General features: G+C 70.3%; 14 protein-coding genes. 4 read left to right on the plus strand and 10 right to left on the minus strand.

Annotated features, from left to right (window positions below):
• The first annotated feature begins 14 nt into the window (after positions 1-14).
• Genes dacB through IPN47_13995 form a run of 3 tightly spaced genes read left to right on the plus strand, consistent with a single transcriptional unit; the run spans position 15 to position 3,459 of the window.
• The gene (gene dacB / locus IPN47_13985; GenBank protein MBK9409124.1) at positions 15-1,544 is read left to right on the plus strand and encodes a D-alanyl-D-alanine carboxypeptidase/D-alanyl-D-alanine-endopeptidase; all 1,530 of its coding nucleotides are present in this window, start codon (positions 15-17) and stop codon (positions 1,542-1,544) included.
• Positions 1,544-2,794, plus strand: a complete 1,251-nt coding sequence (locus IPN47_13990) for a molybdopterin molybdotransferase MoeA (protein MBK9409125.1) — start codon at positions 1,544-1,546, stop codon at positions 2,792-2,794. The genes dacB and IPN47_13990 overlap by 1 nt, the downstream gene beginning before the upstream one ends.
• Positions 2,791-3,459, plus strand: coding sequence for a methyltransferase domain-containing protein (locus IPN47_13995; protein MBK9409126.1), 669 nt, complete (start codon positions 2,791-2,793; stop codon positions 3,457-3,459). The genes IPN47_13990 and IPN47_13995 overlap by 4 nt, the downstream gene beginning before the upstream one ends.
• A gap of 15 nt (positions 3,460-3,474) precedes the next feature.
• Here IPN47_13995 and IPN47_14000 read toward each other — a convergent pair whose 3' ends face one another.
• From IPN47_14000 to IPN47_14015, 4 genes are all read right to left on the minus strand, one after another.
• Positions 3,475-3,930: a hypothetical protein gene (locus IPN47_14000; protein MBK9409127.1), complete on the minus strand. Its 456-nt coding sequence runs from the start codon at positions 3,928-3,930 to the stop codon at positions 3,475-3,477.
• A gap of 60 nt (positions 3,931-3,990) precedes the next feature.
• The gene (locus tag IPN47_14005) at positions 3,991-6,075 is read right to left on the minus strand and encodes a (Fe-S)-binding protein (GenBank protein MBK9409128.1); all 2,085 of its coding nucleotides are present in this window, start codon (positions 6,073-6,075) and stop codon (positions 3,991-3,993) included.
• Between the two features lie 69 nt (positions 6,076-6,144).
• Positions 6,145-7,134: an electron transfer flavoprotein subunit alpha/FixB family protein gene (locus IPN47_14010; GenBank protein ID MBK9409129.1), complete on the minus strand. Its 990-nt coding sequence runs from the start codon at positions 7,132-7,134 to the stop codon at positions 6,145-6,147.
• Positions 7,134-7,886, minus strand: a complete 753-nt coding sequence (locus IPN47_14015) for an electron transfer flavoprotein subunit beta/FixA family protein (GenBank protein MBK9409130.1) — start codon at positions 7,884-7,886, stop codon at positions 7,134-7,136. Before IPN47_14015 ends, IPN47_14010 begins: the two co-directional genes overlap by 1 nt.
• Before the next feature lie 134 nt (positions 7,887-8,020).
• Here IPN47_14015 and IPN47_14020 point away from each other — a divergent pair, with 134 nt between their 5' ends.
• Positions 8,021-8,845: an SDR family NAD(P)-dependent oxidoreductase gene (locus IPN47_14020; protein MBK9409131.1), complete on the plus strand. Its 825-nt coding sequence runs from the start codon at positions 8,021-8,023 to the stop codon at positions 8,843-8,845.
• Between the two features lie 55 nt (positions 8,846-8,900).
• Here the strand turns inward: IPN47_14020 and IPN47_14025 are convergent, their stop codons facing one another.
• The 6 genes from IPN47_14025 to IPN47_14050 form a co-directional block, all read right to left on the minus strand.
• Complete coding sequence (locus IPN47_14025) at positions 8,901-9,227, minus strand: redoxin domain-containing protein (GenBank protein ID MBK9409132.1); 327 nt, start codon at positions 9,225-9,227, stop codon at positions 8,901-8,903.
• 39 nt (positions 9,228-9,266) lie between these two features.
• The gene (locus IPN47_14030) at positions 9,267-9,407 is read right to left on the minus strand and encodes a redoxin domain-containing protein (GenBank protein MBK9409133.1); all 141 of its coding nucleotides are present in this window, start codon (positions 9,405-9,407) and stop codon (positions 9,267-9,269) included.
• Between the two features lie 65 nt (positions 9,408-9,472).
• The gene (locus IPN47_14035; GenBank protein ID MBK9409134.1) at positions 9,473-10,588 is read right to left on the minus strand and encodes a lipid A deacylase LpxR family protein; all 1,116 of its coding nucleotides are present in this window, start codon (positions 10,586-10,588) and stop codon (positions 9,473-9,475) included.
• 10 nt (positions 10,589-10,598) lie between these two features.
• Positions 10,599-11,774, minus strand: coding sequence for an acyl-CoA dehydrogenase family protein (locus IPN47_14040; protein MBK9409135.1), 1,176 nt, complete (start codon positions 11,772-11,774; stop codon positions 10,599-10,601).
• Positions 11,771-12,121 carry a hypothetical protein gene (locus IPN47_14045; protein MBK9409136.1) on the minus strand — a complete coding sequence of 117 codons (351 nt, stop codon included), beginning with the start codon at positions 12,119-12,121 and terminating at the stop codon, positions 11,771-11,773. Before IPN47_14045 ends, IPN47_14040 begins: the two co-directional genes overlap by 4 nt.
• A gap of 2 nt (positions 12,122-12,123) precedes the next feature.
• Positions 12,124-14,616 (minus strand): penicillin acylase family protein, encoded by a 2,493-nt coding sequence (locus tag IPN47_14050; GenBank protein ID MBK9409137.1) that lies wholly within the window; start codon positions 14,614-14,616, stop codon positions 12,124-12,126.
• Positions 14,617-14,662: the final 46 nt, after the last annotated feature.

The raw sequence follows: 14,662 nt of genomic DNA on the forward strand, positions 1-14,662 counted from the left end.
CGCTCCCATCGCGCATGTCCTCGCCTCGCTCCCGACACGCCCTCGTCGCCCTCGTCGCGGTCGCCCTCGGCGCTCCTGCCGCCTGCGCCCCCCGCGGGACGGCGACGTCGCCGGCCCCGCGCCTGTCGCCTGCCGTCGCCCTGGTGCGCCGGACGGTCGACTCGATGGTCGCCGACCCCAAGTTTCGCAGCGCGCAGTTGGGGATCCTCGTCGTCGACCCGACCACGGGCGACACCCTCGTCTCGCACAACGCGGGGAAGCTCTTCATCCCCGCCTCCAACCAGAAGATCCTCACGGGGGCCACGGCGTTGCACCTGCTGGGGCCCGACTTCCGCTTCAGCACGACCGTCTCCGCCTCGGGCCCGGTCGTCGATGGCGAGATCCGCGGCGACCTCGTGGTGAGCGGAACCGGCGACCCGAGCGTGAGCGACCACATGGCGGGCGACGCCATGGTCCCGCTGCGCGCCCTGGCCGATTCGCTCGTGGCCCGCGGGGTGAAGCGCGTGACCGGGGCGCTCGTCCCCGGCGCCGATGCCTTCCCCGATGCCACGTTAGGCTTCGGGTGGTCATACGACGACCTCGACTTCGCCTTCTCGGCGGGGGTCGACGAACTGTACTTCAATGAGGGGTTCTCGCGCGTGGTGGTGCGCGGCGGCGCGGGGGCGGGAGACCCTCCGACGGCGCGCACGATGCCGGCCCGCTCGGTCCCGCGGGTGCGCGTGTGGGCGCAGACCACCGCGCCCGTCGCCACCAACGGGACGGCCGTGCGCCGCGCGCGAACTGTTTCCATCCGGCAGGACTCCACCGACGCCGCCACGGTCATCGTGGAAGGCACCATCGCGGCCGGCGACTCGGCCGTCCTCACGATCACCCACCGTGACCCGGCGCGCGCGTACCTGCTGGCGCTGCACGAGGCGCTGGGGGAGCGGGGGATCGTGGTGGAGGGGGGCGTCTCGCCGTGGCGCGGCAACGCCACCTACCCGCTCTTCTCCCTGATGTCGCCGCCGCTGTCGCAGGTGCTCTCGTACTTCGAGAAGCCGTCGCAGAACCAGATCGGCGAGATCCTGCTGCGCACGTTAGGCAGGGCGCGCGCCAATGTGGGGAGTGCCGACAGCGGGGCCCGCGTGGTGCGCGACCAACTCCTGGCCTGGGGGGCCGCACGCGACGGCTTCATCGTGCGCGACGGGAGCGGGCTCTCGCGGCATGACGTCATCACCCCGGAAACGATCGTCCGCGTCCTCGACGTCATGCGGCGCTCGCCCCACTTCAGGCTCTTCTACGACGCCCTCCCGGTGGGGGGCGTCGACGTCACGATCGCCAACCGCATGAAGGGGACCCCCGCCCAGGGAAACGTGCACGCCAAGACGGGGACACTCGACATGGTGCGCTCGCTCTCCGGCTATGTCACCACGGCCGACGGGCGCCTCCTGCTGTTCAGCGTGCTGGCCAACCACTTCACGGTCCCCACGCGCGAGATCGAGCGGGTGCAGGACACCCTCGCCGCGCTGCTCGCCGGCATGCGCCTGACGGGAGGGACTCCCTGATGCTGACGGTCGCCGAGGCCAGTGCGCGCAGCCTGGCCGGGATCGCACCACTCGGGATCGAGCGCGTTCCCCTGCTCGACGCCGTCGGTCGCGTCCTCGCCCGCGACGCCGTCGCCAGCTACACCCTCCCCCACTGGGACAACTCGGCGATGGACGGCTACGCCGTGCGCGGCGCCGACCTCGCCGGTGCGTCGGCCCAATCGCCCGTGCGCCTGGCGGTGCAGGAGACGGTCGCCGCTGGCGAATTCCCCACCAAGCCGGTGCGCGAAGGGGTCTGCACGCGCATCATGACCGGTGCGCCGCTCCCCGACGGAGCCGACACGGTGGTCCGCGTCGAGGACACCGACGGTGGACTCGACCTCGTCTCCATTCGCGACGCGCGCGACCTGCGCAAGAACATCCGTCCGCGCGGCGAGGACTTCGTCGCCCACGATACCGTCATCCCCGCCGGGACCCCCATCGCCCCCGCGCAGGTGGGAGTCCTGGCGTCGCTCGGCCTCCCCTCCGTGGACGTGCATCGTCGCCCGGTGGTCGCCATCCTGGGATCGGGCGACGAACTGGTCGACCTGGACCGGTTCCACGAGGTGCTGGCGGGGCGCAAGATCGTGACCTCCAACTCGTACACGATCAGCGCCCTCGTCAGGAGCAACGGCGGGATCCCGCTGTTGCTGGGGAACGCCGCCGACACGCCGGAGTCGCTGCGTGCGCTGCTGGAGCAGGCCACGGGGGTCGACCTGATCATCACCTCGGCCGGCGCCTCGGTGGGGGCGTTCGACTACACGCGCGAGGTGCTGGCCTCGTTAGGGGCGCGCCTCGACTTCTGGAAGGTGCGCATGCGCCCCGGGGCCCCCATCGGCTTCGGCACACTGCACGGCACGCCGTGGGTGGGGCTGCCGGGGAATCCGGTGAGCGTGATGGTCACCTTCGAGCTCTTCGTGCGCCCCGTCCTCCGGCGGCTGCAAGGGCACGCCCGCCTGTTTCGCCATCCCGTCCCCGTCGTCCTCGACGAGCCGGTGAGCATCGGGGCACGCCTCACGCACTTCCTGCGCGGGATCGCGCGCCCGGCCGAGGACGGGCGCATGCACGCACGCCTCACCGGTCCGCAGGGGTCGGGGATCCTCACGTCGATGGCCCGCGCCAACGCGCTGCTCGTCGTCCCCGAGGATCGTCCGCGCTGCGAGGCGGGTGACGTGGTCAACGCCCTCCTCGTGGGCGACGACGCCTCCCTCTCCGAGTCGTTCGCGCTGTGATCTGGGAAGACGAGCTGGCCGCCCTCCGGACGCGCTTCGACGTCACGGAGACCGAGGTGACGTGCGGCAACCGGACGTTTGTCCTCGCGCACCCGCGCAACGCCGACACCCTCATCAGCGAGGAAGACTACGTCAAGGACGAGCGGCTCCCGTACTGGGCCGACATCTGGCCGTCGTCGCGCATCCTGGCCGAGCACGTCGTGCGCCACAAGGGGAACGGGCGGCGCGCCCTGGAACTCGGCTGCGGAAGCGGGCTCGTGGCGTGCGCGCTCGCCGCAGCGGGCTACAAGGTCACCGCCACCGACTACTACCCCGACGCGCTGGAGTTCACGCGGGTCAACGTGGCTCGCAACACCGGGCAGTACCCCGCCACGCGCATGGTCGACTGGCGCGACATGCCGCGCGACCTGGGGCGTTTCCACGTGGTGGTGGCGTCGGACGTGCTGTACGAACACACGCACGGCGAGCTGGTGAGCGATGCGGTGATCGCCACCGTGCGCGACGACGGCTACGCGCTCATCGCCGATCCGGGGCGGCTGTCACTGGAGTCGTTCCTGTTGAGCGCCGAGGAGGGCGGGCTGGCGCTGACCGAGCATTGGACGTCGCCCTTTGCGGAAGGGGCGCAGAAGCACGACATCCAGCTGCACGTGTTGCGGGTGCGTTAGGCGCTCGGAGTCTGCCTACTTCCCCAGTCGCTCCCCGCACCCCGTGACCTGGCTTCCATCGAAGACGACGGTGGCCCGGTGCGTCCAGGTCTTGTCGGCCATGGTGTCCTGGCACTTCTCCTCGACGAGCGTGACCTCGAGGGTGTGCGCGTTAGGCGCCGGGGTGAGCGCGATCCAGCGCAGCGTCGCCCCGGCGGCCTGCGGCGCGGTGGACGGGAAGAGGATCCCGTCCTTGTAGTCCGGCGTGGTGTAGGTGAGCCCCCGGGCCGTGATGCGCACTCCCCAGAACGGCTCGTTCCCCGCCAGCCGGAACTCCCCCGCTTGCGACGGCGACGACGTCGGGAGCGTCCCGGTCTCGCCGGCCGTGGCCGGACCCGGCGCCGAGTCGTTTGCAGCTGCCGGAGGCGGCGACGCGCTTACGGTGCTGTCCGCCTGCGGTGCGTCCCCGCCCCCGCATGCACCGAGCGCCACCGAGGCGAGCCACACGACCCACGCCCCCGCCCTCGCGCCCTCCCATCGCGCCCCCATCGCCTACCCTCCCGTCTCCCGTCTCCCGTCTCCCGTCTGCAGTCTCGCCGCCACCACCTCGGCGATGTCGTACACCGGCACCGTGCTCTCCAGCTTGGCCCCGGCATCGTTGAGCATCGTCATGCAGAACGGACAGGCGACCGCGACGGCGTCGGCGCCGGTCGCAAGGAGTTCCTGCTTGCGCTCGACGTTGATGCGCTGCCCCACGCGCTCTTCCATCCACATGCGCCCACCGCCGGCGCCGCAGCAGAGCCCCTTGTCGCGCGACCGCGGCGCCTCGACCAGGGTGACCACCGGCAGCGCGCGCTTGAGCGCCTCGCGCGGGGCGTCGTAGATCTCGTTGTAGCGCCCCAGGTAGCAGGAGTCGTGATAGGCCATCACCAGCTTCTGCCCGTCGTCGTGCTTGAGCGGGACCATCTCGTCGGCCAGCAGACGCTCGATGTACGTCGAGTGGTGAATCACCTCGTAGTTGCCGCCGAGCTGCGGGAACTCGTTCCCGATCTGGTGGAAGCAGTGCGGGCACGAGGTGACGATCGTCGTGACCTCATAGCGGTCGAGCGTCTCGATCGCCTGCTTGGCCAGCATCTGGTAGAGGTACTCGTTCCCCATGCGGCGCGCCGGGTCGCCGTTGCAGCTCTCTTCCTGCCCGAGGATGGCGAACTTGATCCCCGCCGCTTGCAGGATGCGGGCAAAGGCGACCGTCGTCTTCTTGGCGCGATCGTCAAACGATCCCATGCAGCCGACCCAGAAGAGGATGTCCGGGCGCTCGCCGCGCTCCCACATCTCGGCCATCGTCGGCACGTCCATCCCCTCGGCCCACTTCTCGCGCTCCGACGGCTGGAACGCCCACGGCGAGCCGTTGCGCTCCAGCGACTCGAAGGCTGGCTGGATCTCCTCGGGAAAGCGCGACTCGGTGAGGACGAGGTTGCGCCGCATCTCGTTGATGATCTCGAGCTGGTCGATCGAGACCGGGCACTCGTACACGCAGGCGCGGCACGACGTGCACGCCCACAGCTCTTCCTCGGTGATGAAGTTGTCGAGCAGCTTGTGCTCGAGCACCGCGGCGCGCGTTCCGTCGTCGCCCTTCGCGGCGCCGATGAACGGCATCCCGAAGACGTCGTCGCCACCGACGATCACCGGCGCCACCTCGAGCAATCGTTGCCGGGTGTTCACCACGATCTTGCGCGGCGAGAGCAGCTTCCCCGTGAGGTTCGCCGGGCAGACCGAGGTGCAGCGTCCGCACTCGGTGCAGGCGTAACCGTCGAGCAGGTTCTTCCAGCTCAGGTGCGTGACGTCGGCGGCGCCGAAGACCTCCGTCTCCATCTCCAGGTCCATCGGCTTCATCGCCCCCACCGTCCCCGGCCCGCTCGTGTTGGAGAGGAAGGTGTTGGGGAGCGAGACGATGACGTGCAGGTGCTTGGAGTACGGGAGGTAGTTCAGGAAGGTGAGGATCAGCAGGGCGTGGATCCACCAGCTGGTGTTGCGGACGATCGTTGCAGCTCCCGGCGACATCCAGCCGAGCAACCCGGCCAGCGGCGCCGACAACGGCTGCGCCATGGTCGGGATGTCGGCGCCGAGCACGCGCTCCGCCGCCGCCGTGACGATGAGCGTGACCATCAGCCCGCCGATCACCGAGAGGATGAAGATCGCATCACCCGAGTGCACGCCGTCGCCCTGCAGCCGCTTGGGCTTCACGACGACGCGGCGGTACAGGAGCCAGGCCACCGCGGCCAGCACCGCACCCGCCGTCAGCTCCTGCGAGACGAGGAAGAGCCAGTGCAGGGGCGCGGGGAGGATGCTGGCGTAGCTGAAGCCCGGGATCAGGCCGTGGAGGATGATCTCCAGCGCGCCGACCTGCAGCACGAGGAAGCCCCAGAAGACGAGCGCATGCACGGGCCCCGCTGATGGATCGCGCAGGATCTTCGTCTGCGCGATGCCGATCATGAACAGGTTCCAGACGCGGCGCGGGATGTCGTTGAGCCGGAAGTCGCCGTTCCCGATGCGCAGGTAGCGGACCAGCCGCTGCGCGTTGTACGAGAAGAAGGCCAGCGCCAGCGCGAGGACGAAGGCGAACGCCACGTGGGACATGGAGGGGGGTGCGGAAGGTCAAACCGCGGCGAGCGCTCACGTTCGGCGCCCGCCGCGGCTACAGCATGATCAGTTCGACGACTGCTTGGCCTGCTGCACCGCCGCCGTCAGCGCCGGCACCACGTCGAAGACATCGCCCACGATCCCGTAGTCGGCCACCTTGAAGATGGGGGCCTCCTTGTCCTTGTTGATCGCCACGATGCACTTGGAGGTGCGCATCCCCGCCAGGTGCTGGATGGCGCCGGAGATGCCGACCGCGACGTAGAGATCGGGCGAGACGAGTCGCCCCGTCTGGCCGATCTGGTCGCTGTGCGGGCGCCACCCTTCGTCGGTGACGGCGCGGGTAGCCCCTACCGCCGCATTGCCGAAGGCCGCCGCGAGATCTTCCACCAGCTTGAAGTGCTCGGCCGCCTTGAGCCCGCGCCCGCCGCTGATGATGATCGGTGCCTCACCGAGGTCGAGCTTCTTGGTGTCGCCGAGGACCGTGTCGGTGATGACGACGCGCGCGGTCGACGAATCGGCGGAGAGCGTCGCGCCCTCGGTGCGGCCGGCCCCGGCCTTGGCGGCAGGGGTGATGGCCCCAGGGCGCAGCGAGAAGATGGCCGGCGTGCCGATGAGCCTGAGCGTCTGGACCACCTTTCCGGTGTAACCGGGGTGCGTGACGATCACCGCATCGGCGCTCACCGCAAACGACGTCACGTCGGTCGCAATCGCGCTCCGCAACTTGGCGGCAGTGCGCGGGGCGAGATCCTTTCCCTGCTGCGACGCCGAGAAGACGACGGCACGGTAGTCGCCGCCCTTCACGCGATCGGCGACCAGCGCCGCCGTCGCTTCGGGCGAGTAGTGCGTGAAGCCGGCGTGTTCGCTCACGATCACGACGTCCGCGCCGTACTCGGCGAGCGCCGCCGCCTTGGCCGCGATGCCGGGGGCCCCCACGAGGATCGCATGGACCTCGCCGCCAATCTGGTCGGCGACCTGGCGCGCGGCGGTCACCGCCTCGAACGCCACCTTGCGCAGCTCACCGCCACGCGCTTCTGCAAATGCCAGGACGTTAGGCATCAGAGCACCTTCGCTTCGGTCTGGAGGAGCTTCACGAGCTCGGGGACCGCCGCGGCCCCCTCACCGATGATGCGCCCGGCCGCGCGAGCGGGCGGGAGTTCCATCTTTTCCACCGTCAGGCGCACCTCGCCGAGCTGCGCCGGCTTGATCTCGAGCGGCTTCTTCTTGGCCGCCATGATCCCCTTGAGCGACGGATAGCGCGGACGCGCGATCCCTTCGTCGATGGAGACGATGGCCGGGAGGGAGAACTTCACCAGCTCGCCACCCCCTTCGATCTCGCGGCGCGCCGTCCCCTGGCCGCCGCTGATCTCCAGCTTGCTGCAGGCGTGCACGAGCGGGAGCCCCAGCAGCTCGGCGACGACGAACTGCGTGGCTCCATTGGCCCCGTCGATCGACATCTTGCCGAACATGATGAGGTCGTAGCCGCCGGCCGAGAGTTCGGCGGCCAGCGCGCTGCCCACAGCGAAGGCGTCGAAGGGGACAGCGTCGCACTTGAGCTGGACGGCCTTCGCGACCCCCATGCTCAGCGCCTTGCGCAGCGTCTCCTGCACGACGTCGGAGCCGAGGGAGATGACGTGCACCTCGCTGGCCGGATCCTTCTCCGTGAGCTGCAAGGCCGCTTCGACGGCGTAGCCGTCGAAGTCGGACATGTCCCACTTGAGCCCCGTCTCGTCCACGGACTTGCCGGAGGGGGCGATCTTGAAGTTCACGTCCATCTCGGGGACGCGCTTGATGCAAACGGCGATCTTCACCGTTCAGTCTCCAGGTGTAAGGAAGCGGGGGGAAATCTAGCGGTTGCCCTGCAGGAGTGGAGGACGCGTGAGCGGCCCCTTTGGAATCCCGGGCGCCCGCGCATCTTTCGCCCATGCGTGACGATGCTTCCCCGATGGCGCCCGCCGCCGCCACCCGCCCGACCGCCCTCATCACCGGCGCGACCGCCGGGCTGGGGGCCGCGTATGCCCGCGCCCTGGCGGCGCGCGGGCACCCCCTCGTCCTCGTGGCCCGCGACCGCGAGCGGCTGGCGGCCGCCGCCGAGGCGCTACAGGGGGCGCACGGCGTCCCGGTGGAGACGATCGCCGCCGATCTGTCGACCGACGCAGGGGTCGATACCGTCATCGCCCGGATCGCCGAGGGCGAGGGCGCCGAGGGGCGCGTGGTCGGGCTCCTGGTCAACAACGCCGGCTTTGGCACCAAGGGGTCGATCGCCCGGGGCGACGGCGCGGCGCAGGACGCGATGGTGCGGCTGCACATCCTGGCGGTCCACCGCCTCACCCAGGCGGCGATCAAGGTGATGGTCCCTCGCGGCCAGGGAGCCGTGATCACCGTCGCGTCGGTGGCCTCGTACCTAACGAGCCCCGGAACCGTGAACTACTGCGCCACCAAGGGCTACCAGCGCATGGCGATGGAGTCGCTGGCGGCCGAGGTGGCGCCACGCGGCGTCTACGTGCAGGCGCTCTGCCCCGGCTTCACGCGCACCGAGTTCCACGAGCGGGCCGCGATGTCCATGCACACAATCCCCGGGTGGATGTGGCTCGAGGCCGACGCGGTCGTCGCCGCCTCGCTGGCCGCCATGGAACGCGGCGGGCCGACCGTCGTGATTCCGGGTGCGTTGTACAAGGCGGCCGTCCTCCTGCTGCGCTTCCTTCCGCGCTGGGCCGTGCGCCTGATGAGCGGGCGGTATCGGGAGACGCGACGGGCGGTCGAGGGCTGACCGAGCGCCTGCCGATGCGCGCGCGTCGCAGTCGCCCGCGCGCGGCGGCCCGCGCCTAACGCGTCGCCGGTGCGCCGGGGGGCGGTGGATCGCCGGCGCCGGCAAGCGCAGCGAGATCGCGACGCAACCTCTCCCAATCCATCGACCCTTGCGGGTTCACCGACCGCAGGGCGTGGCGCACGATCCCGTCACGATCCACGAGGAAGGTCGCGCTCTCCTGGATGATGAACAGCGCCCGCGCCAAGCCGTACGCCTTGTACGTCGAGCGGTCGCGATCGACCAACGCGGGATACGGGAGCGCCATGGAGCGCACCAACCCCGTCCCCACCCCACCACCACCGATCACCAGCGCCGTGGCGCCGAGCTGCGTGAGTGTTGCCATCTCCCGCCCGACCCGGGCGGCGTGCCAGAGGCACGACGCTCACGTGAATTCGCGTGTGAAGTGGATGACGACATGATGCCCCTGCCGCACCTCGGCGAGGGAGACGATGCGCCCGTCGAGGTCGGGGAGGGCGAAGTCGGGGGCGCGATCGCCTACTCGCGGATGCGGATCGTCGCTCATGCGCTGGAGAGGCGAAGGATGGGGCGGAGAGTCTCCGCGCGGCCTTCGTCACCCCCAGGACGGTCCTACGGGCGAAACTCGATGGCCGAGTACATCTGGCTGAAGGCGTGGCGCGCCGGCCCCGTGGTGTATTCCTTCGACCGGGTGATCGCGCGCCATCCGACGGTCAACCGACGGATCCGCAGCGCAGTTCCGAACTCGTACTCGTTGACGGTGGGGACGCGCGTCACCTGACGGTCGGGGGTGCGCAGCAGCGTGCCGTCGAGCGAGAAGTCGTGCGCCACGTACTCGCGCCGGCCGGCGGCGCTCACGTTGAACTCCCAGTCGGCGCGCGCGCGCCAGGCGCGCGGGTCCCACGGATGCGACAGGTTGATCCCGAGCCGGAGCTTGCCCCCCATGTCGGCCGCCGTACGGATGTTGCCGAGCGTCCCGCCTACCGACGGCGCGAGGTCGAGAACCCCCACCCCTCCCGGCGCCCAGCGCAGGGCCAGCACGGTCTGGCGGAGCCCCAGCAGGACCCCCGGCTCGAAGCCGACCTGCGTCTCCCACCCCGTCGCCTTGGTGGTGTAGCGCGCGCTGATCTCGTGGGCCACGGCCTGGGCCAGCTTGCCTAACGCGGGGGCCCCGGTGACGCCGAGCGACAGCGCGTACGTGCGCAGCGCCCGCGACGAGACACGGCGCCCCTCGCCCCCGACGTAGAGCCAGGCCGCGTACGGGCGTTCGAACTCCCAGCCGATGTACGAGAAGGGCGGACGATCGAGGTTGGGGGTGTACATGTCCTGCCCGATGAAGAGCAGCGTCGACAGGCAGGCACGATCGCCGGGCTGTGCGTTGAGGCAGGCCGGCGCGCCGCCGCCCAACACCCCGCCCCACGCCGGGGCTCGGAGCGTCTCCATCCCCAGCACCACACCGTTGGTGTACTCCTCGTCGGAGCGGTGCCCGGGATGCAGCCAGAAGTTGTACGCGTCGTTGTCGAGCCGAACGCGCGGCAGCCACCCGGCCGACGGATGACGCGGTGAGCTTCGCGCCGCCTCGTCCTTCTTCTCGGGGGCGGGGCCGTTGCCCCCCGCGTCCTGCGCCTGCGCGCCCCCCGGCATCGCCACGACCAGCGCGAGCAAGGCCCCTACAACAACGAAGAGCCGGCGAGCCGGCTCTCCGAGGTGACGCGTGCGCTGGATCACGCCACGCAACTCAGTTGAACGCATTCAGCCCGGTCACGGCCTGCCCGAGGATGAGCGAGTGGACGTCGTGCGTCCCCTCGTACGTGTACACGCTCTCCAGGTTGGCCATGTGGCGCATCGCCGAGTACTCGGCGAGGATCCCGTTGGCGCCGAGGAGGCGGCGCGCCTCACGCGCGATGTTGGTCGCGATGTTGACGTTGTTGCGCTTGGCGAGCGAGACCTGCTGCGGCGTGAACGTCCCGGCATCCTTGAGGCGTCCCAGGTGCAACGAGACCAGCTGCGCCTTGACAATCTCGGTGATCATGTCCGCCAGGCGCTCCTGCTGCAGCTGGAAGCCGCCGATCGGCTTGTCGAACATGATGCGCGTCTTGGCATACGAGAGCGCCTCTTCGTAGCACGCCATCGCGGCGCCCAGCGCCCCCCACGAGATCCCGTAGCGCGCCTGCGTGAGGCACATCAGCGGCGACTTGAGCCCCCCCGACTTGGGCATCAGCGCGTCGGCCGGCAGGTGCACGTTGTCGAAGGTGAGCTCGCTCGTGTCCGACGCGCGCAGCGAGAGCTTCCCCTTCTGGTCCTTCGCCTTGAACCCCTTGCTGTCGGTGGGGACGACGAAGCCACGGATCGACGAGGCCTCCTTGTCGCCGTTGGTCTTGGCCCACACCACGGCCACGTGCGCCTGCGAGCCGTTGGTGATCCACATCTTGCCGCCGTTCAGCAGCCACGTGCCGTCGGCCTGCTGGTGGGCCATCGTGATCATCCCCGACGGGTTGGAGCCGTAGTCGGGCTCCGTGAGGCCGAAGCAGCCGATCGCCTCGCCCTTGGCGAGCTTGGGGAGCCAGTGGCGCTTATGCTCCTCGCTGCCGAAGGCGTAGATCGGGTACATGACCAGGGCGCCCTGCACCGATGCAAACGAACGGATGCCGGAATCGCCCCGTTCGAGCTCCTGCATGATGAGCCCATACGCCACGTTGTTGAGCCCCGCGCAGCCGTACTCCTCGGGGAGGTTGGCGCCCAGGACGCCCAGTTCGGCCATCTCGGGGATGAGCTCGCGCGGGAAACGCCCGTCCACGTAGCACTGCCCGATGATCGGGAGGACGCGCTCGTCGACGAAGCGACGCACGCTATCACGCACCGCACGCTCGTCTTCGGAGAGCGCGCTGTCGATGTTGAAGAAGTCAGTCGTCATGCGGGAGTAAGATAGCGCCCTCCGACCCGCGCGCCGAGGTAGGCGCTCGTTCCGGCGAGCAGGGCTGGAAAGGCGAGGGTGGCGACCAATGGCGCCCACCCGGGGAGCTGCATCGAGGTCGCCAGCGAGGCGGCAAAGCTCCCTACCGGGGCGCCGCCTACCGAGGCGAGGGCAAGGTACCCCCCCCATGCCAGCGCCCCGCTGCCGGCCGCCGTGAAGCCGGGGCGCGATGTGCGGTGCATCACGAATCCGTACGCGGCGGCCACCACCGGGACGACCCACCAGGCCAGGAGGACGGTGCCTAACGCGATCCCGATCGCGAGCATCAACAGGCGAAGGATGGCCATGTTCAGCGCCCTCCCGGGGTGAGGGTCAATCGCGCCGAGACCTGCGAGGGCGACAGCGAATCGATCGCGCTGGGGACGATGAGCAGCTCGAGGTCGCCGTCGCGCCAGAAGCGCAGGCGATCGGCGTAACGCGGCGAGGCAGGATTCCCGCTCTGCCCGCCCGGATACGTCCCCATCGCCCGAATGCGCGGACCGAGTTCGACCACCATGCGCCAGCTGGAGCCGAACCCTCCGCTCTGCACCGAGGGGTTGAGCGTCCCGCGCCCCCCCTGCACCGCGAGGTCGCGCGCCGAGAAGCCGGGGAGCCCGAGCAGGTGGTTCACCTGCGCCGACGCCGACTTCCCCCACGCCCACCCTCCCTTGGCGGGGGCGCCGTGGCGCTTGAACAGCGTGTCGTAGGCCGCGGCGAGCGCCTCGGCGACGATGGCGTCCCGGTCCTCCACCGCGTTCGCGGTGCCCCCGTCGTCCCACCAGACGCTGGCCGAGTCGGCCATCAGGGCGAGCAGGACCGCCGAACTTGGCGTCGCCACGCGCACGGTGTCGCCCTTCGGGACCAGCTCGTCCCACGTGCGCCGCCCGACGAGCGTCAACGCCGTCTCGAAGAGGATGGCTCCGTTGTTCCCGACGGTGTAGCGCCGGTCCCATGCTCCGAGGATCGAATCGGCGACGGCGAGGTCCTGCGGCGCGGCGCCACGCGCCAGCACCGCGGCGGCAGCGTTGCGCATGTAGGGGACGAACCAGTCGGCTCGCACGCTCCCCGGATCGGTCTGGAACCGGCGCATGTCGTCGAGCGTGACCTTGTCGTTGGCCCGCAGCAGGCGGTTGATCTGCAACGCGCGCCACGGCTCGTAGGCCGCGTCGTAGCCGAGGTAGGCCGGCGCCTGCTGCGGGTCGATCGGTTCCTGGTTGGCCGAGGCGAGGAAGCCCTGCGGCGGGTTCATCGCCTGCGGATACTGCGAGACCGGCCAGTAGCCGGTCCAGTCGCTGGCCGACGTCGAGCCATCGAGGATCGAGAGCCCGTCGCTCCCCGCCGGGCGCAACGGATAGTGCCCGGTGGAGCGGATCGCGATGGTCCCGCCCCGATCGGCGACGATCACGTTCTGCGCCGGCGCGAAGTAGTCGCGCGCAAAGACATCGAGGAACTCGGCGGCCGTCGTGGCGTGTGACGCGTGGTAGAACGCCGAGACGAGGTCGCTGGGCTCATTGACCGTCCAGCGCATCGACACCCACTCCTTGTTGAGCCGCTGGAGCGGGCCGCGATGCGTGAAGCGCACGGTGTCGACGCGCAGCACGCTCCCGGACTTGTCGCGATAGAGCTCTTCGCGCCGTTCGAGCTCCTTCCAGGTGTCGTCGACGAGGTACTTGGTGGGGTGCACCTGGTCGTCGACCGTCTCGCGATAGAAGTCGAGGACGTCGGCCCCCGTGTTGGTTAGCGACCAGGCGACGTCGCGCGTGAAGCCGATGACGATGCCGGGCGAACCGGGGATCGTCACGCCGTACACGTCGAGCTTTCCGGGGACGACCAGGTGCGCCTCGTACCAGATGCTCGGGAGGGTGAGCCCCAGGTGCGGGTCGCCGGCGAGCAAGGCGTGCGCGCTGCGACTGCGCGACGGCGCAACCGCCCAGTTGTTGGAGGCGAAGAGGCGCGAGACCTCTGCGTCGTCGCGCGACCGCATCGTCGACGGCAGATGATCGAGCAGTGCCATCGCCACCGAGTCAACGGCGCCCGGCGCGGGGATGCGCAGCGGGTCGATGCGCGACATCCCGGCGCCGTTAGGCTGGATCGGTTCCTGGATGGGGGTGTGCTCGGGAAAGAGGGCCCGCGCCGCCGCCTCGCCCACCAGCGCCCGCGCCGCGAGGCGGTCGCGCTCGCCGTCGAGGTAGGCGAGCGTGTGCCCCATGCGCGCGTACAGGTTGAGCGAGTGGAGCGGCGTCCAGCGTGTCGGGCGCCTGCCGAGCAGCTTGTACTCCACCGGCCACTCGGCCGGGGAGGCATGATCGAGGTAGGCATTGACGCCATCGGCGTAGGCATCGAGCAGGCGGCGCCCCAGCGACCCGGGCGCCATCGCGGCGAGCTTCTGCTCCGCCCCGCGCGGCATGCCGAGGGCACGCGGCTCGCTGTCGGCGGCCAGGGCCGCCTTGCCGACGAGTTCCGTGAGCGTCCCCGCCCCGGCGCGCGCCTGCAGTTCCATCTGGAAGAGGCGGTCGCGCGCCACGACGTAGCCTAACGCGCGGATTGCATCTTCCTCGCTGGCGGCAAAGATGTGCGGGACGCCGCGCGTGTCGTACCGCACCTCCACCGCGGCGCCCAGCCCCGGCAGTGCGCCGGCGGCGCTGTCGGCAAGCGAGGCGTAGGCCACCGCCCCCCAGGCCCCGCGCACCGGGTCGAGGAAGGGGCCGAGCGGCGGGAGCGGGCCGGCGCCCGAGGATCCGATGTAGAGCGCCCCGCCGAGCACGAGGAGCGCGCCGGCGACGGCGAAGGGGCGGAGTTTCATGAGGGCGAAGATACTGCCGAGTCAGGCAGGTCGTAATGCGACCGCC

It is taken from the genome of Gemmatimonadota bacterium, assembly GCA_016719105.1.
Lineage (GTDB): Bacteria > Gemmatimonadota > Gemmatimonadetes > Gemmatimonadales > Gemmatimonadaceae > SCN-70-22.